This is a genomic window from Limnoraphis robusta BA-68 BA1, assembly GCF_034932365.1.
GTDB classification, from domain to species: domain Bacteria; phylum Cyanobacteriota; class Cyanobacteriia; order Cyanobacteriales; family Microcoleaceae; genus Capilliphycus; species Capilliphycus robustus.
This window is the reverse complement of the sequence record NZ_JAYGHR010000071.1, coordinates 1-17400: the sequence shown is the minus strand read 5'-3', so window position 1 is coordinate 17400 and position 17400 is coordinate 1. Positions and strand designations below refer to the sequence as shown.

General features: G+C 42.8%; 14 protein-coding genes and 1 pseudogene. 7 read left to right on the top strand and 8 right to left on the bottom strand.

Annotated elements, in window-relative coordinates:
• Positions 1 to 320 precede the first annotated feature (320 nt).
• Positions 321 to 1562: a bifunctional ornithine acetyltransferase/N-acetylglutamate synthase gene (argJ, locus tag VB836_RS19905; RefSeq protein ID WP_323221867.1), complete on the top strand. Its 1242-nt coding sequence runs from the start codon at positions 321 to 323 to the stop codon at positions 1560 to 1562.
• A 576-nt stretch (positions 1563 to 2138) separates the two neighbouring features.
• On the opposite strand, the gene VB836_RS19900 is transcribed toward argJ, so the two are convergent.
• Both VB836_RS19900 and VB836_RS19895 read right to left on the bottom strand, forming a co-directional pair.
• The gene (locus VB836_RS19900; protein WP_323221865.1) at positions 2139 to 4400 is read right to left on the bottom strand and encodes a GumC family protein; all 2262 of its coding nucleotides are present in this window, start codon (positions 4398 to 4400) and stop codon (positions 2139 to 2141) included.
• 171 nt (positions 4401 to 4571) lie between these two features.
• Complete coding sequence (locus VB836_RS19895; RefSeq protein ID WP_323221863.1) at positions 4572 to 5999, bottom strand: SLBB domain-containing protein; 1428 nt, start codon at positions 5997 to 5999, stop codon at positions 4572 to 4574.
• Between the two features lie 560 nt (positions 6000 to 6559).
• Here VB836_RS19895 and VB836_RS19890 point away from each other — a divergent pair.
• Both VB836_RS19890 and VB836_RS19885 read left to right on the top strand, forming a co-directional pair.
• Positions 6560 to 7717 carry a glycosyltransferase family 2 protein gene (locus VB836_RS19890; RefSeq protein ID WP_323221861.1) on the top strand — a complete coding sequence of 386 codons (1158 nt, stop codon included), beginning with the start codon at positions 6560 to 6562 and terminating at the stop codon, positions 7715 to 7717.
• 421 nt (positions 7718 to 8138) lie between these two features.
• A complete protein-coding gene (locus tag VB836_RS19885) occupies positions 8139 to 9347 on the top strand; it encodes a glycosyltransferase (RefSeq protein WP_323221860.1) in 1209 nt (402 codons plus the stop codon).
• Here the strand turns inward: VB836_RS19885 and VB836_RS19880 are convergent.
• Positions 9329 to 9799 (bottom strand): SAM-dependent methyltransferase, encoded by a 471-nt coding sequence (locus VB836_RS19880; protein ID WP_323221858.1) that lies wholly within the window; start codon positions 9797 to 9799, stop codon positions 9329 to 9331. The two genes, VB836_RS19885 and VB836_RS19880, sit on opposite strands and share 19 nt — an antisense overlap.
• 207 nt (positions 9800 to 10006) lie before the next feature.
• Between VB836_RS19880 and VB836_RS19875 the strand changes: the two genes are divergently transcribed.
• From VB836_RS19875 to VB836_RS19865, 3 genes and pseudogenes are all read left to right on the top strand, one after another.
• Positions 10007 to 11149: a histidinol-phosphate transaminase gene (locus VB836_RS19875; RefSeq protein ID WP_323221856.1), complete on the top strand. Its 1143-nt coding sequence runs from the start codon at positions 10007 to 10009 to the stop codon at positions 11147 to 11149.
• Between the two features lie 109 nt (positions 11150 to 11258).
• Positions 11259 to 11675: pseudogene (locus VB836_RS19870) on the top strand (XisH family protein).
• On the top strand, positions 11666 to 11998 hold the full coding sequence (locus tag VB836_RS19865) for a XisI protein (RefSeq protein ID WP_046277712.1): 333 nt from the start codon (positions 11666 to 11668) through the stop codon (positions 11996 to 11998). Before VB836_RS19870 ends, VB836_RS19865 begins: the two are co-directional and overlap by 10 nt.
• Before the next feature lie 110 nt (positions 11999 to 12108).
• Here VB836_RS19865 and VB836_RS19860 read toward each other — a convergent pair whose 3' ends face one another.
• The 4 genes from VB836_RS19860 to VB836_RS19845 form a co-directional block, all read right to left on the bottom strand.
• A complete protein-coding gene (locus VB836_RS19860) occupies positions 12109 to 12942 on the bottom strand; it encodes a hypothetical protein (RefSeq protein WP_323221854.1) in 834 nt (277 codons plus the stop codon).
• 110 nt (positions 12943 to 13052) lie between these two features.
• Positions 13053 to 13238, bottom strand: coding sequence for a hypothetical protein (locus VB836_RS19855; RefSeq protein ID WP_323221852.1), 186 nt, complete (start codon positions 13236 to 13238; stop codon positions 13053 to 13055).
• A gap of 24 nt (positions 13239 to 13262) precedes the next feature.
• The gene (locus VB836_RS19850) at positions 13263 to 13484 is read right to left on the bottom strand and encodes a hypothetical protein (protein WP_323221850.1); all 222 of its coding nucleotides are present in this window, start codon (positions 13482 to 13484) and stop codon (positions 13263 to 13265) included.
• 56 nt (positions 13485 to 13540) lie between these two features.
• A complete protein-coding gene (locus VB836_RS19845) occupies positions 13541 to 15181 on the bottom strand; it encodes a DUF2079 domain-containing protein (protein ID WP_323221848.1) in 1641 nt (546 codons plus the stop codon).
• Positions 15182 to 15522: 341 nt separating this feature from the next.
• Between VB836_RS19845 and VB836_RS19840 the strand changes: the two genes are divergently transcribed.
• Positions 15523 to 16704, top strand: coding sequence for a histidine kinase (locus VB836_RS19840; RefSeq protein ID WP_323221967.1), 1182 nt, complete (start codon positions 15523 to 15525; stop codon positions 16702 to 16704).
• A gap of 40 nt (positions 16705 to 16744) precedes the next feature.
• Here the strand turns inward: VB836_RS19840 and mutT are convergent, their stop codons facing one another.
• Positions 16745 to 17164 carry an 8-oxo-dGTP diphosphatase MutT gene (gene mutT / locus VB836_RS19835; RefSeq protein ID WP_456085765.1) on the bottom strand — a complete coding sequence of 140 codons (420 nt, stop codon included), beginning with the start codon at positions 17162 to 17164 and terminating at the stop codon, positions 16745 to 16747.
• Positions 17165 to 17400: the final 236 nt, after the last annotated feature.

Sequence of the window (17400 nt, the reverse complement as noted above, 5' to 3'; positions counted from 1 at the left end):
AGGCTTCTGGAATGGAGTAAAACGTTTGGGGAGAGATCCGTCTCTGGTATAAATAAGGAAACTTATTTATATTAAGTGGACTCGCTGAACCAAGAATCCCCGCCTTTTAAGGCGTGGGAGTGTCAAAGTTATCAATTATGAATATTCCCTGTAACCTGTAACCTGTAACCTGTTCCCTGGTCACTCTCTTACAAACTGTGCTTCTGGCGGAAACCGCGCCCGTCGCAAGTTTGCGCTGATAACTGTTCACTGTTCACTGTATAATATGGGGCTTGAAACGCTAATCGCCTCTGTTGGAAGCGACAGAGAAAGGGGAAACCATGTCAGATTGGACTGAGATTTCAGGGGGGATAACGGCACCGAGAGGATACAAAGCCTCTGGAATCGTAGCAGGATTGAAACCATCGGGAGCGCCGGATTTGGCTTTAATCTTATCGGAGGTTGATGCGATCGCGGCAGGAGTGTTTACGACTTCTCAAGTCCGAGCCGCCTGTGTCGATTATTGCCGTCAGCAACTGCAAGCACGACTTGGCGCTAGAGCCATTTTGTGCAACGCAGGACAAGCGAATGCCGCTACAGGAGAACAGGGTTGCGTAGATGCCGTTGAAAGCGCTCAAGTCCTCGCTCAAGCCTTGAATATTGACCCGGAATCGGTTTTACTCGCTTCAACAGGGGTAATCGGTCAGCGCATTAAAATGGATGCTCTCAAAGCTGCTATTCCTGAGCTAGTGGCGCAAGCTTCCGAGACAGGCGGGGATGCAGCCGCTCGTGCAATTATTACGACCGATTTAGTTACAAAATCTATCGCCCTAGAAACGATGTTTGGCGATCGCCCGGTTCGCATTGGGGGGATTTCTAAAGGGTCTGGGATGATTCACCCGAATATGGCGACGATGTTGGCATTTGTGACTTGTGATGCGGCGGTGTCGCCTCCCTTGTGGCAAGAAATGTTGAGTCGAGCCGCCAATCGCAGCTTTAATCAAATTACCGTTGATGGCGATACCAGCACCAATGATACTTTGATTGCTTTAGCCAATGGTCAATCTCGCACCCCGGCGATTACGGGTAGAGGGCCGGAAGCCGATCAACTCGAAGCGATGTTGACGACGGTTTGTGAACATTTAGCGAAAGCCGTCGCTCGGGACGGGGAAGGGGCGACTTGTTTGATTGAAGTGCAAGTCACTGGAGCATCCGATGAAGCCGCAGCAAGTCAAGTGGCAAAAACTATTGTGGGTTCATCCCTGGTGAAATCAGCCATTTTTGGCCGTGATCCGAATTGGGGACGAATTGCCGCCGCCGCCGGACGTGCCGGGGTGAGTTTCAAGCAAGAAGAATTGCGAATTCAATTGGGTGATTTTGTTTTAATGGAAAACGGTCAACCTCTACCCTTTGAACGAGCCGCCGCCAGTGAGTATTTGAAGCGAGCCGCCGCCGGGGAATATCTCAAGAGTGATACGGTTTTGATTCAAGTGCAGTTGGGTTCCGGTTCGGGTGTCGGAAAAGCTTGGGGATGTGACTTGAGCTATGACTACGTGAAAATTAACGCCGAGTATACGACTTAAAAGTTGACTGGAATTCTCCAGAGGCTAGCCTGTTACCGTCAGACTTGGTTTGAAATTTGTTCTTGATTTGCGGGTCTTGTGGAGCTTGATCAGACAAAAGTTTCATAAGCAGATGACCAAAAAATTGGGATACAAGCCTCGCCCTTAAGGGCGACTTTTATGGTAAAATCAAAGAGGTTGAAAAACCCGCCTTGTCCCATAAATACTACAGAATAGAAGATTAGGTTGGAACTCCTTTAGTTGAGGGCAGAACAAGGGAAGTCTTAAAGTCAATGAGAAAATCAAACTTGAAGACACAGACAAACAAAAACAAGATTTGTTAATAGTCGCGGGAGGACATTCTGAGACTTGAAACGGACGTGGAGGAAGGCATAAGACTCCGGTTATTGAAGCAGCGTCCTGAGAAGCGTCAACCCCATTCAGCGACCACCCGTTAAAGGTGGCGTGGTGAGGAATCTTCTCCCTAAAGGGAGGAGAGGATGTCAACCTTCTTAGTCGTAATAAACGGGACAGAAGAGATTTTGACGGGTTGATCAGTTGAGTCTGAGCCATCTTTGAATTCAGGTTCGATTGAGATCAAATTAACTGCTCAACCTCTTCTGTTTTGTGGACAGGCATCGTTTGCAATAAGTAAGGAGGGTTTGTGGAGGCTTGACCCTTCTTGGCGTGGTTCGCCACCACACCTAGACAGGGGAGATGAAACTTGTCGAGTTGAGCTAATACGTCTTTAGTGACGGATTGATGGGTTTTAGCAATTCCCACTACTAAGAGCAGACCATCCAGATGTCCGGATAAGAAACTGGCATCAGTGTAGTCTCGCAGTTGAGGAGTATCGTAAATTACCAGGTCGAAGGTTTTTTGCAATTCATCAACGATATGCCGCATCTGAGCCGAACCTAACAACTTAATCGCGGCGGCTGTGGGAGTCCCGGCGGTCAGAGCAAACAGGTTATCCGCCATCTGCGACTGTTGGATGAGAATACTCGGAGCAATGCGGTTATCGGTGAGAAGATTGCTGAGTCCTTTTTGATTGGGTAAGCCTAAGCTTTGATGCAGTTGAGGATGACGTAAATTAGCATCGACAATTAACACTTTCTGCCCCATACTGGCGATTGTTTGGGCTAAGTGTAAAGCAACGGTGGATTTTCCGTCTCCAGATTCGGCTGAACACACTGCCAAAGAACGTAAAGAAGAATCCCCATACAGAAAACGGACATTAGCATAAAGGACATCAAAAGCATCCATAAATCGAGACTGTTTCTGTTGAGAATTGCTAAATAACTCAAAAACAGATTTTCTTTTTTGACGGGGAATAATCCCTAACATCGGATGTTTTACTGATCCTTTTAGATCGTCAATCGTGTAGAAAATATTTTGAAGTTTTTCCAGTAAAATCGCCAATACCAGCCCCGCCACTAAGCCTCCAACTATACCCATCATTAGGGTTTGTTGACTGTTATCTTCTATCGTTTCCTCAATTTGAGGCCGAGAAATCACTTGCCAAGGTACGTTATCTTGAGCAGATTCTAGTAGTAACTTTTCCCGTTGTTCTAAAAATCGCTTCAGGTTTCCGTTGGCTAATTCTAGTTTTTGTTGTAGCTCGGCATATCGACGAGAAATGCTCGGAAGAACTTGAGCTTGTCGCTCAAATCTAGACTGGGATTCTTGCAGTCCTGCTAGACGCACTTCTAGCATTTCTATTTGATTACTCACGTCAACAAGCTGGGAAATTAATTGCTGACGAATTGAACTTTGAAATCCTAAAACAGAGGAATTAGGGGAGATATTGGCTGAGTTTTCTCCTAAGACTTGTTGGGTTTCTTGATCGAGGAGTTGTTGTATATTTGCTCGTTGCTGGAGGAGCAATTGCATTTCGGGTGTATTGTCGTTATACACGGCTGATTGTTTAGCAATTTCTCTTTCTATTTCTGCTAAACTTGCCAACAACTGAGTTCGATTTGGGGCTTCACTCAAAGCCGATGCAGCTAAAGCTTCATTTGGTGTAAAATTGAGTTGGGCTTGCAAGTTAACGTACTGCGTTCTTAACTCCTGAAGTAGTCTTTGTGCTTCGTTACTTTGAGTCTCCAACACTTGAATTTGTTCATATAATTCCTGAGCGCGAGTTTCGGGATTAACCAGTTGGTTATCTTGTTGTAAGTTTTGCAGTTCAGTTTGATAGCTATTGACCCGTTTTTCTAAATCCGGAAGTTGAGCATCAATAAATTTAACGCCTTCCTGAATACCACTACTGCGTTCCTCTACACTGTATTTTTCATATCGTTTTGCCGTTTCCTCTAAAACCCGTTCAACGATATCGGGATCGGAACCTTGATATTTGATTTCCAGGATTTTAGTGACGTCAAATCTCTTATTTTCTCCCGCTAAACGCTCTACCGTTAAGTTTTTTTGAATGTCTTGGAGGCTAAACTTAGGATATTCAGCTTGAACTTGGTTGACAATCTCATCTAAAATTTTTGGACTTTGCAAAATCTGTAACTGAGTGGGATAATCCAGGTTAAACAGATTCTCATTCGGGTTTCCCTGGGTTCTCGTTAATGTTAAGGGATCGGCCAATTTATCCGTTGAGCTAACGGGTTCAACTAACATCTGAAAGTGACCCTGATAAGTTGCAGTCGGCTCTTGAATCAAATAATGATTCGCTGCCATTCCCGCAGCCCCAGTCAGGCCGACAATTAACAGGATTTTCCGTTGAATCGTTCTTAACAGTGGGCCTAGATTTAACCCACCCTGAGACGAAGCCGTTGTCTCCTCTGTCTCCTCAGAAAATTGTGAAGCTTTTAGCTCGCCCGAGTCGAATGCTACAGTATCACGCTGCATAATTACCTAACTTGAAATAGCCTTACTCTATCTTATCAGTGGATATTTGAATGACAGCACTTTTGATGGGGCTGCGATGCTAGAGATTCTCAAAACTGTTGACGATCATCTGCTTTTCTAATGGTCAATCTCAGAGACTCTAGAGAGAGATTTCCCCGTTAAGCCGGATGATTAATTACCCCCAAACAATCTCAGAAATGCACCCAGGGTGATAATATCCCTTACTGGTCTGAAAAATTCTGATGTGGAATCTGCAAAACGAGTTAAACCCTTTCGACTGACCACGACGATATCGTTATTCCGTAGCACCGGATTATTTTGGTCATTAATTCCCTGGGCTAAATCAACAATAATGTTCTCCCGAATCACTGTACCATCGGGCTTTAAGCGAATTAATTCTACCTCTGTTTTACTAGCGCGAACACTATCAAATCCCCCCGCCGCAAGTATCGCTTGATTGAGAGGCGTATTTGGAGGAACTTGCAAGATACCAGGATCGACGACCTCCCCAACCACATTGACATTAATCGTGGCTGGAGCAAAACTGGCTGTCGCCAAGGCTTCGACCTCCGCCGGATTAATCTCCGAAGCAGTGGGAATAATAATCGTATCCCCTTCTTGCAAAAACGGATCTTGATTCGGATCACCCGATTGCAAGAGTTCCCAGAGATTAATTTGAGTCGTTTGTAAACCGGTTCGGGTAATCCGACGCACTTCAATATTGCGAATATCGGCTAAGTTCGTAATTCCCCCTGCAATTTGAATCGCTCGGGTGACTGTGGGCGGATCTGAGTTATCATTTTCTGCACTAACGGTGTAAACTCCCGGACGAAACACTTGTCCGACGACGACCACTTGTAACGGTTCGTACTCTTGAGAAACTAAACCCGATGAAACAATTTGACGAATTTGCGACGAATCAATACTAACCGCCGTTGGAATGTAGAGACTATCCCCATCCAATAAAATCGGGTCTTGACTCAAATTTCCTTGTTGGAGTAATTCTTCCAGGTTCAACGTCACGACAGAACCCGTTGCTGTAACCCGTCGAAGCTGAATCCGACTTAAATCCGCCGCTTGAGTTAAACCTCCGGCTAACTGAATCGCCTGGGTGACTCGGGGAAGTTGTCCATCACCGCCTCCGGCTTGACCTGTAACTCCAGCCATTCGATAAGACCCTGGACGGTTCACTTCGCCTGAAATGGCAACTTGTACCGGACGAAAGGCGATTAAACTTAGGGTAATAACGGGCTGTTTGAGTAAAGCGGCATATCGCTCCGAGATTCTCGCTTGAGCTTGGGGTAATGTTAGTCCTTGTACTTGAACCGTCCCAATTCCTGGTAAGTTCAGGGTTCCATCCGTTAAAACGAGATATTGTCCGCTATACTTGTCAACCCCGAACACATCAAGCCGCAGTTGATCACCCGTACCGAGATTATACGTTCCATCGAGTTGGGGTATCGCAGTCGGATTGGTTGTCTGATTGGCTGGGGAAGTCTGAGGTTGATTCTGAGCAAGAACGGGTAACTGTAGATTCAAGCTGATAATTGTCAGTAGCGTTAGGCTGGTGACAGATTTGCCAAGCGATTGAATTAGCATTGTTCCTTGTTTCAAGAAATGATTTGAGACCTGCACCCTCATTGTTATTCAAGAGCTGTTTGGCTATCCTCAACATTTGATCCGAGATTTCCTCTGCTCTGACTTCCGAACCAGGCATCAGGCTGCCCTCACTATTCGTTGATTTCTACCGAACCAGTATAGTCTTTCTCCCTAACGATCGTCAGCCCTTTATGCCAGAATTTCAACACGGCTCGTTGTTTTTATCCCCTAGTCTTGGCCGATCGCATCTGGATCAATTCCTGATCAAACTTCCCAGCCTGAGCCTATTGGGTGATGCTTTTTACCCCCGGATGTCAAGAAATTGTAAAATTTTTGGGCTTTAATTAAAGTTTTTGTAAAGCTCTACTCTTGACTCCCACTGGCCTAAATACTTCGGAGCAAAACGCTCAATTCACAGTATTGATGAACTTTCAGCGAAATCTATCATCTTGTCAGTAGAAATTTTACCTGATAAAATTTAAAAGCAGAGGCGGATTCCGAGGTAAATCGTGAGCGACTTATTCATCATAATCCTATTGGGGATAACACTAGGATTGTCCATGCCAATTTTAGTGTTTTTTCTTGAATGTGTTTTAGCATTTTTCACCCCTTTATCTAATCAATTATCAAAGTCTCAAAACTTACAACCCCAAGTTACTGTTTTAATTCCAGCGCATAATGAAGAATTGGGAATTTTCGCGACAATTGAACCGTTATTACCTCAATTAAAAACCAATGATCAAATTGTCGTCATTGCTGATAATTGTACCGATAAAACCGCCGAAATTGCTCGTCAAACCGGAGTCACCGTTCTCGAACGTCATAGCCTCGATCAACGCGGAAAAGGCTATGCTTTAGACTATGGCTTAAAGTTTTTAGCTGAAAACCCGCCTGAAGTTGTCGTCATGGTGGATGCAGACTGTCGAGTTGAACCCGGAACCCTCGAACAAATTACCCAAAAAGCGATCGCGACACAAAGACCCGTACAAGCGTTATACTTGATGGAAATTCCTGAGCAACCGACTCCCAAAGATTCGATCTCAGCCTTAGCTTTTCTCGTCAAAAATCAAGTCCGCCCTCAAGGACTCGAACGCCTGAATTTTCCCTGTGCTTTAACTGGAACCGGAATGGCTTTTCCCTGGTCAATTATTCGTGAAGTTAGCGTTGCCAGTGGTAATATTGTCGAAGATATGCAGCTTGGAGTCGATTTAGCGATCGCAGGTCATCCCCCTTTATACTGTCCTCAAGGGCGAGTTACAGGGATTCTGCCCCAACAACAACAAGCCGCCATCAAACAAAGAACCCGTTGGGAACACGGACATCTACAAACCATCCAAACTCAAGTTCCCCGACTCCTAAAAGCTTCCCTGCAACAAAAACGACTAGACCTATTCGTGATGGCTTTAGATCTATTTGTACCACCGTTATCTCTACTCGTCATGTTGTGGTTAGTCGTGACAATCATCGCAATAATAGCCGGAATTTTTGGGTTATCCTGGCTACCTGCTCTCTTCAGCGCTATTGCAGGCGGACTGATGCTGATCGCCATTTTAGCAGCTTGGGCGAAATATGGTCGAGAGCGCATTTCGGGTTGGACTTTACTGAGTGTACCCTTCTACATCCTTTGGAAAATTCCCTTATATTTCGGTTTCCTCGTTAAACGCGAAAAAGAATGGGTTAGAACAGAACGAGATCAAGTCAAAGTAAGTTCAAAGTAGGGGCGAGTTTCACACAAAGCCTGTCTGTCTCGCCAATATTCTACCTAAACCCGCCCTCTAACAGAGAGTAGGGTTCAACGTAGGGGCGAGTTTCACACAAAGCCTGTCTGTCTCGCCAATATTCTACCTAAACCCGCCCTCTAACAGAGAGTAGGGTTCAACGTAAAGCGAGTTTCACACAAAGCCTGTCTGTCTCGCCAATATTCTACCTAAACCCGCCCTCTAACAGAGAGTAGGGTTCAACGTAGGGGCGGGTTCCGCACAATACTGCATTTCTCGCCAATATTCTACATCAACCCGCCCTCTAACAGAGAGTAGGGTTCAACGTAGGGGCGGGTTCCGCACAAAGCCTGTCTGTCTCGCCAATATTCTACCTAAACCCGCCCTCTAACAGTCAACAGTAAAGAGTAAATATTGATAGATGAAAATAGCCTACCTCGTTAACCTATATCCCAAAGTTAGCCATAGTTTTATCCGTCGGGAAATATTGGCTGTAGAAGCGACTGGAATAGAAGTTTTTCGGTTTTCCATTCGCTCCATAGAAGACGAACTCGTAGACGAAGCCGATAAACAAGAACTGGCTAAAACCCGATTTATTTTGAATGTCGGAGCAATCGGTTTACTCTTGAGTGTATTCTGGGTAAAAATCCGTCGTCCTCTGCGTTTCTTTTCTGCTATCGGACTGGCTTTTAAAATCGGTCAAAAATCAGAACGCGGTATTTTTTATCATCTCATCTATCTTGCAGAAGCCTGTGTGCTGTTACGATGGCTTTTAGAGTCAAATGTAGAACACATTCATGTTCATTTTGGCACCAATTCCACCACTGTGGCGATGCTGTGTCGGGCGTTAGGGGGGCCAACTTACAGCTTTACCGTTCATGGCCCAGAAGAATTTGATAAACCTCAAGCAATTAATTTAACCGAAAAAATCAATAACGCCAGTTTTGTTGTCGCTATTAGTTCTTTTGGAAAAAGTCAACTTTATCGCTGGTGTGACTACAAACAATGGTCTAAAATTAAAGTCGTTCGTTGTGGGGTTGATCACCTATTTCTTGAACAATCTCCTGTTGCTATTCCTAACGAACCCCGGTTTGTTTGTGTCGGACGTTTGAGTGAACAAAAAGGTCATTTACTCCTTGTTGAAGCCGCTAGCCAACTTGCTGCTGAGGGAATTCGGTTTAAATTAGTCTTTGTGGGAGACGGAGGAATACGCCCCCAGATAGAAACGATAATCAGCCAGCTTCATCTGGAAGATTACATTGAAATTACAGGTTGGGCAACAAACGCAGAAGTTCGAGAACAAATATTAGCATCTCAAGCCTTTGTTTTACCCAGTTTCGCCGAAGGTTTACCCGTAGTCTTAATGGAAGCACTTGCACTCAGACGCCCAGCTTTAACGACTTATATTGCGGGAATTCCTGAATTAATCGAACCAAACAAAAGCGGTTGGCTCGTTCCCGCAGGTTCCATAGAAGCACTCACAGCAGCCATGAAAACTGTTCTAGAAATGCCTCGTGAACAACTCGAAGAAATGGGAAAATACGGAGCAGAACGAGTTCATCATCAACATAATATTACCACAGAAGCGAACAAATTAGCCGAGTTATTTCGTCAAGTTCGCCAACAGTAAAAGGTTGATTCTTCTTCGACTCCTTGAATGTGAAACTGTTGAAAGGGTTTCCAGTCTCCCATCTCAAAATCTCGTGAAATAATTAACGTTCCGGGTTGCAATTGGTTAAACTGAGATTTAAGCTTGAGATTGAGGTGAGGTAACAGATAAACATAAACCACTGTTGCTTCCCCAATCTCACTTTCAAATAAATTCTGTAAGCGAAATTCTACGCGATCATTAACTCCAGCAATTTTAGCAAATTCATTTGCTTCTTGAATCCGTTGAGGATCGATATCAATTCCAACTGCTCTAACACCATAGCATTGAGCCGCAGCGATCGCAATTCGTCCATCTCCACAACCGAGATCATAAAATACATCTTGCTCGTTTAAGTTCAACCTGTCAAGCATCGCCGTCACTAATTCAGGCGGTGTGGGAAGATAACCAATATCAAGTTTAAGAGAAACCATTTTTGGGGATTAGGGATTATAATTTATAAAAATGTAGGGGCGGTTTAAACAGCGACCAGTTTTACAGTTACCAGTGAACAGGTGTCAAGGTCGGTGTCAGGTCAGATGATAACTGATAACTGATAACTGTTTTCACTGGTCACTGATAACTGATAACTGATAACTGTAATGAACCCGCCCTACACAACTGTTCACTGTTTTTAGTCTATGCTTCCTTTCATCCGTAACGATCTCGCTCAATTTCAAGCCTATGCACCTCATCCCGGTGGAGAGTCTGGGAGTCCAGTTGCATCTGAGATGATTATAGATCGTTTAGATACCAATGAATGCCCCTATGATCTTCCCTGTGAGTTAAAACAAAAACTGGCTTGGGCGTATCAGCATGAAATTGAAACCAATCGTTACCCGGATGGTTCTCATTCTACCTTAAAAAGCGCGATCGCTCAATATGTTAACCGAGGAATTCCCGATGCTAAAATTCCGGTTAATAGCGATAATCTTTGTGTGGGAAATGGTTCGGATGAGTTAATTCGCTCGTTGTTAATTGCAACCTGTTTAGGCGGTGAAGGTTCAATTTTAGTTGCAACTCCCACGTTTTCGATGTATGGAATTTTAGCCGAAACATTGGGAATTCCAGTCGTGAAAATTGGGCGAAATGAAAATAACTTTGAAATGGATTTAGAAGCAGCCCAAAATGCTATTTCACAAACCCAAAACCCGCCAATACGAGTCGTGTTTGTGGTTCATCCCAATTCCCCAACGGCGAATGCCTTAACAGAAAAAGAAATTAATTGGTTAAGAAGCTTACCCCCAGAAATTTTAGTGGTTATTGATGAAGCTTATTTTGAGTTTAGCCAAACAACGTTAGTGGGTGAACTTCCTCAACATCCCAATTGGGTGATTTTACGAACCTTTTCTAAAGCGTTTCGGTTAGCGGGTTTGCGAGTGGGTTATGCGATCGCCAATTCCGATTTAATTGCTATCTTAGAGAAAGTTAGACTTCCTTATAATCTCCCCAGCTTCTCTCAAATTGCGGCTGAGTTTGCGTTAAATAATCAAGATGAGTTATTAACCGTTATTCCTGAAATAATCGCTCAACGTCGTTTATTAATTGATGCGATTACTCAACATCCTCAGTTAAAAGTTTGGCAAAGTAACGCCAATTTTGTATATGTTCGTCCGAAATCTTTAGAGTTAGGAGATTCTGATACTATTTTACAGCAAATCCAACAAAAATTCAAGTCTCAAGGAACATTAATTCGTCATACAGGGGGAGGGTTACGCATTACCGTTGGCACCCCAGAAGAAAATCAACGTACAATAGAACGAATTAATTTACTGTCGGTTTAAAGGGAAAATGATGCAAAATGCCTTGCAGTCAGTTTACCCTTGAACAAATTAAGAAGAATACAACCTCGTAGAATGTGTTACGATTAAAATAACCATCCTAAAGTCACCTATGTCCGCAAAAGATTTATTTCATGCTGTTGTACGTTCAGCGTTGGAAAAAGAAGGGTGGACAATTACTGATGATCCTCTGCATCTTAAAATAGACGAAGATAAGCTATATGTGGATTTAGGTGCTGAAAATCAGTTATTAGGAGCAGAGAGATATGGGCAAAAAATAGCAGTATAAATTAAAAGTTTTTTAGGTCTTTCATTGATTAATGATTTTCATTCTGCTATTGGTCAAGCATGGAACTATAAAGTGGTTTTAGAGGAGCAACAACCCAATAGAATACTTTATCTAGCAGTTCCAGAAGATATTTATGAAGAGTTTTTCACTCGACGTTTAGCTCAAATGTCAGTAAACCGAATGCAGTTAAACTTACTCGTATTTAATCCTGTTACAGAGGAAATTGTATCATGGAAATAGAGACATATAGAAAACTTATTCAGTCAGTTATTGAGAAATATTCTGACTGTGATGCTGATGATCCTGAAGTGGAAACTCAAATCGCTTTCGATCTCAAACGCGATCGCTATCTAATGTTTCATATAGGATGGCGTGGCGAAAAGCGAGTATTTGGATGTGTTATTCACATTGAGATTAAGGAGGGAAAAATTTGGATTCAACGAGATGGAACTGAGAGGGGGATAGCCAATGAGTTAATTGAAGCTGGAGTACCTAAGTCCGATATTATTCTCGGATATAGATCCCCCTATATGCGCCAGTTTACGAAATTGGCAGTAGGATAAACGAGTACAAATGATTTGTCAACATCACTATTTTGAGAAATATTCTGATAGTGATGCTGATGATCTTGAAGTAGAAACTCAAATCGCTTTCGATCTCAAACGCGATCATTTTACTTGTCCTTTAACTTTTCATCAATTTCATTGATAAAAGTTTCTACTCTAGAGATTACCTCAGCTACAGATTGATCGTTAAGAATAATCTCCTTACCTTCTTTTGTTTTCCCATTTCTATGAACGATATCATGTCTCACCAAGATATCTTTCTGGAGTTCAGCAATACTCGGAAACACAACGCCGAGTGTTGCCTTGTACATATTACTAACTTTAGGTAAGTTATGATAAAGAACCTCCAGCATATTTTTCTTAGCTATGTCTTCTGCCTGTTCAGCAAAATCAAGTAATTCATTCATTGCAAACTTTTGAGACTCAAAATCTTTAAATGATGAAAAAAAGGATTTGATATATTCTTTACTTGATAGAACTGTATTGATAAAAGCGTCTGATAAATAAGTCTCCAAACAAGTTATTGCACCCACATAAATTTGTTTTTTTAAAGTAATTTTAACCTGGTTGTCAGAAATATTGAGATTATTCAACGTTCGTAAATTAACAATCTCACCTAAAAAAGTACGGTAGAACTCTGTATTTGATAGTATTGCTTCTAATTGACTTCGATCTACATACTCTTCTTGATCGCCAACCTGCCAGGATGTCTGCCAGCTTCCTGTACGATGACTCATCAGTAATAATCCTACTCTTTCTGTATAAAACTCAGGAATTATCTCATTAATTAAAAATCTTTTCCAATACAATAATGTCTCCTCGGTTGACAACTCATCTAAAGCCGAATAATCAAGCTTACCTGACCAGTTTAAAAATTGATCATAAACGGGTATAACTGGGTGAAACCAAGGCTGAATATTGTTTTGAATTAAGCATTGCATAAATAGCTTTCCATAGCCTCCGCCTGAGCCTGACAGATTAATGTTAATACCATTTTATTGAATATAGCCTGTAATTTGACCAATAGTTCCCGGCTCACGAAACAAAACAATTACCGCATTATACCAGCACGTGTAATACTTTCAGGAGTCAGTTCTTCTCCTAAATACTCTAATCCATCTTCAGGACAAACAACAATCACTGTCAGTAAGTGTTTTCTAAAACGAGTAATCGCCTCTGTTATGACATTGTTGGCATTGGGAATGCCTTTAGATACCGGAATTAAGTTAATCTGCATCTTAGTGTTTACTTCAATCAAGCGTTAGGGTGTTGAGGTTGAGTCATTTGAATAAGCGATCGCTTCGGCTTCATTAACCGCTTTATCATTGGGAAAAGCTTGAGCAACATCGGGATCTAAAAGCACTAAATTTGTCCCTTCACGATACCGTTTAATATATTTACCTCTGACTCCCCCCTGCATTTTAGCAAAGTCGTACTCTGGACGTAATTCATCTTCCATTTCGTTTTCAATTTCCTTCTTCATAAAACCTCCTTTCTTGTCTGGTAAATTGTCGGATGGTAGAACAATTAATTTATTTTTTATTGATTTTCAGCTAAAATCGGTTCTAACTCTTTTTGAAACAAATTCCAATCTTCTATCGCTTGAGGATTGGATGTGGCTGATTTTTGCATTAAGACAACACCATTTTCAAACCCAATCATACCATATTCATTCGTGGCGGTAAACTGATTCAAAATAGGAACGATTTCTTTTAATCTATCTCGTTCATGTTTAAAGGCGGCTTGATATTGCTGCATTTGCCATAAATCAAGAATTAGATACTCCATTTTAACTAATTCTCCCGCATCGTTGTATAATTCAAATTGAGGAAACCGTAAGACTTCCCGACGACTGGAAAGCTGAGGAATTAGATAAGTGGTTGCTGCTACACTGGCATCGGGGGGAATTTCAGCGAGTAACGGGCGAAATTGTTTAACATGATTCCATTGTTTTGTAATAGGAACATAAACTAAGGGTTGAACTGAGTCAGGAATTAAGAAATAAAGGGTGCGGTTGGGGTTGGAAGTTAAGGTAAAAAATAGAGATAAACCAATACAAACTATCCAAAATCGTTTGAATTTGCGGGAGGGAAGTTGTTGTTCTGGATGCTGTTTTTGTCGCTCTGCCCACCATAATATAGCACCATAAAATAATCCGGGAACAACGGTCATCGCATAACGAATGGTAATCGCTAAAACGGAATCTCCTTTAGCAATAAACAGTTTTAAGAGGGGAAATCCGGCAATCATCCAAGAGGCGGGAGCAACAGCCGGAACAAAGGCTAAAGGCAACCATTGACCCAGTAAATATTTAACTGTACCAAAAAATGGTGTAAAGATTTCGCCAATTAATCGGAAGGGATTACTGACAATTCCCCAAATAATCTCTAAAGTAGAAGCTTCTTCTCCATCGGCGTATTGACCAAACCGTTCCATCATAAACCGTTGGGAAATATCCTCAGAAAACAACGGCATAATCAGATTCGTCAGCAAGATCATATAACCGAAGCTAAGGATACAAACTGCAATGCCTTGTTTGGGGTAACGTTGGCTTAAAATCAGGTACACACCGATGCCAAACAACACCACGCCGGAATCTTCTCGTACCCCTAACAGAAAAACAGCCAATACCCAAAACAACCACCACCAGCGTTTTTCCATCGCCAACAGCAAACTAAATACAAATAGGGGAATTTGACAGACATCGTGGAAATTGGAGAGTGTTGGGCCAATTACGGCGTTGGCAGCGTAGAAACTGACGGTGATCCAAGCCGATAAGGGCGGTTCTAAATGTTGTCTGGCTAGAATGTATAAAATAACCCCTGCGGCAGTAACAAGGGTGACTTGGATGAAAATTAACGTGACTGGCGAGGGAAATAAAGCGTAGATCGGTAGCCAGAGAAGCAAGGCGGGAGTAAAATGCTGACCTAAGCGATGGTAAGAGACATCGGGAAATTGGCCCTGATGAACGACGTTCGTAGACAGTGCAGAAGACAGGGAACTCTGAAAAAACCGACCATGCAGGTTATTCCAGAAGACTTGGTTAAAAATGCCGTGATCATAAGAAGCGTAGAAGCTGAAATAGCGATGTAGCGTTAAGAATAGACAAATCACAAAAAATGCGATCGCTGCTTTCACAACAACTTGGAGTGCTGGATTTTTCGGCCAACTTGCGAACATACGCCGTTCCCCTTGAAGTCTCAAACCCCTAATATCCCACAATTTGCGCCCTTAAGTTAGACTCTAGGGGCAAATGATCTCTTACAGTACCCAGTACCCAGTACCCTGATAACCAGTGACTGGTGAGTGTCTAAACTGGTAGCCTGCCTTACTGAATGATCAGCCAAGGATGGCAGATAACTAATCCTTAAGTGTGCGTTCCACGACTGTAGCTCCTAAAAAGATCGAATCTAAAGGAGATCTTAAATTAAACTATTAGTTAATTACTTTTGCCAATGCTTAACTCTTGTTATCCGAGAGACAGCCTAAACGGTAGATACTCCCTGCTTCAAACAGACTTCATGCAGGTATTTCCAGAAAAATCGACTAACCCAGAAGCGTGTCTACAACTTCTGCTATTTGCCGACCAGCGTCCTAGCTCTAAGGAACAGATCCGGCAGATCCGCCAATTTCTAGAGAAATTAGATTGTGAGGAGGCTTATGAGCTGCAAGTGATCGATGTGGGACAACAGCCCTATCTAGCCGAATATTTTAAACTGGTGGCAACGCCAGCGATTGTCAGGATTTTTCCAGAACCCCGCCATATCTTAGCGGGTAGTGATCTGGTTGCTCAATTGGAACATTGGTGGCCCCGTTGGCAACTGGCTCTGGAGGAATGTTGCTGTGCAGAGCAAAAATCTCATCCTCAAGTCTCTCAAGTTGGTAGTAATGCCAACTCCATCACTTCTGTTGCCTATGTATCAGAATTGATCAAGTTGAGTGATGAAGTCTTCCGTCTCAAGCAGGAAAAAGAGCAACTGACTCAACAACTGAACTTTAAAGACCGTATTATAGAAATCCTGGCTCACGATCTGCGTAGTCCGCTAACGGCGGCTTCTCTGGCTTTAGAAACCCTGTTAGCATCGACTCAAAAGGCTCAAGAGAAAGACTCACCTCAGATCACTCAGGCTTTTAAAGAACGCCTCGTTCAACAAGCGCGTAGCCAGCTCCGGATCATTGATCGAATGATCACAGATCTTTTGCAAACGGCAACCGGCCCGAGTGCGAAATTGTTGCTGCAACCGAATCAACTGGATTTGGCTCAGTTCTGCAAGGAGATTTTGGCTGAGTTCAAAGGTCAGTTGCAAAGTAAATCTCTGCAACTCCAAACCGATATTCCGAGTGATATTCCCTTTGTCTATGCCGATCAGGAACGCATTCGACAGGTGATTGTCAATCTGCTTGATAATGCACTCAAGTACACGCCCAAAGGTGGAAGCTTGCAAGTGTCAATTTTGCATCGTACCACTCAAAAAATACAAGTCAGTATTTGCGATAGTGGGCCGGGTATTCCTGAAGAAAATCGCGATCGGATTTTTCAAGATCGCTTTAGACTGGAACGAGATGAGTCTCAAGATGGCTATGGTATTGGTTTATCGCTGTGTAAACGAATTATCCGCGCCCACTATGGTCAAATTTGGGTAGACTCCTCCCCGAATAAAGGCAGTTGTTTCCATTTCACCCTACCTGTTTATCACTATTAGTTTAGTAGTTCGTTAGTGGAGTGTTACCCTTTTGGTCAATCTAAGATGTTCTCGCTTCTTTCAAGGCTGTAATTATCTTTTCATTCGCCTTGGGAAAGGGAAATTGCTCGATTTCATCTAGCGTCACCCAGCGAATTTCATCGCATTCGAGGGGTTGAGGTTCTCCACTAACATGGCGACAGTGATAAACATTGAGGGTAACGCGAAAATGAGTGTAGGCGTGTTCTATCGTGATTAAATGTGATCCGACTTCGATTTCAATGGCTAATTCTTCTTGAATTTCTCGCCGAATACAGTCTTCCAGGGTTTCGTTTGCTTCGAGTTTACCGCCCGGAAATTCCCAAAGTCCTCCGAGTAGTCCTTTTGCGGGTCGTTTGTCAATTAAAATCTGTCCCTGTTCGTTCCAAATGACGGCAACGCCGATAATTTTATGGGGTAAAGGAGAAGCGGCTTCACGCATGGGAATTTGCTGTTGTAAATTGAATAAATGAGCCTGACAATCGGTATTCCAGGGACATTGCGAACAGTTTGGGGCTTTGGGTAGACAAACCGTTGCACCGAGATACATTAGAGCAGTAACTTAGTTGACAATTTATGGTACAACACGGTACTATCTGTAAGATAACAGAATACATCTATGCAACGAGCCTTCAAGACCCAACTCAAACTTAATAACCGTCAAAAGACCTTAATGGC

Bases quoted from the DNA above. Each gene is read 5' to 3' on its own strand.
- VB836_RS19875 (WP_323221856.1), top strand. From the start codon at position 10,007: ATGCTTCCTTTCATCCGTAACGATCTCGCTCAATTTCAAGCCTATGCA.
- VB836_RS19895 (WP_323221863.1), bottom strand. From the start codon at position 5,999: ATGCTAATTCAATCGCTTGGCAAATCTGTCACCAGCCTAACGCTACTG.
- VB836_RS19855 (WP_323221852.1), bottom strand. From the start codon at position 13,238: ATGCAGATTAACTTAATTCCGGTATCTAAAGGCATTCCCAATGCCAAC.
- VB836_RS19845 (WP_323221848.1), bottom strand. From the start codon at position 15,181: ATGTTCGCAAGTTGGCCGAAAAATCCAGCACTCCAAGTTGTTGTGAAA.
- VB836_RS19850 (WP_323221850.1), bottom strand. From the start codon at position 13,484: ATGAAGAAGGAAATTGAAAACGAAATGGAAGATGAATTACGTCCAGAG.
- argJ (WP_323221867.1), top strand. From the start codon at position 321: ATGTCAGATTGGACTGAGATTTCAGGGGGGATAACGGCACCGAGAGGA.
- VB836_RS19840 (WP_323221967.1), top strand. From the start codon at position 15,523: ATGCAGGTATTTCCAGAAAAATCGACTAACCCAGAAGCGTGTCTACAA.
- VB836_RS19865 (WP_046277712.1), top strand. From the start codon at position 11,666: ATGGAAATAGAGACATATAGAAAACTTATTCAGTCAGTTATTGAGAAA.
- mutT (WP_456085765.1), bottom strand. From the start codon at position 17,164: ATGCGTGAAGCCGCTTCTCCTTTACCCCATAAAATTATCGGCGTTGCC.
- VB836_RS19860 (WP_323221854.1), bottom strand. From the start codon at position 12,942: ATGCAATGCTTAATTCAAAACAATATTCAGCCTTGGTTTCACCCAGTT.
- VB836_RS19885 (WP_323221860.1), top strand. From the start codon at position 8,139: ATGAAAATAGCCTACCTCGTTAACCTATATCCCAAAGTTAGCCATAGT.
- VB836_RS19890 (WP_323221861.1), top strand. From the start codon at position 6,560: ATGCCAATTTTAGTGTTTTTTCTTGAATGTGTTTTAGCATTTTTCACC.
- VB836_RS19900 (WP_323221865.1), bottom strand. From the start codon at position 4,400: ATGCAGCGTGATACTGTAGCATTCGACTCGGGCGAGCTAAAAGCTTCA.
- VB836_RS19880 (WP_323221858.1), bottom strand. From the start codon at position 9,799: ATGGTTTCTCTTAAACTTGATATTGGTTATCTTCCCACACCGCCTGAA.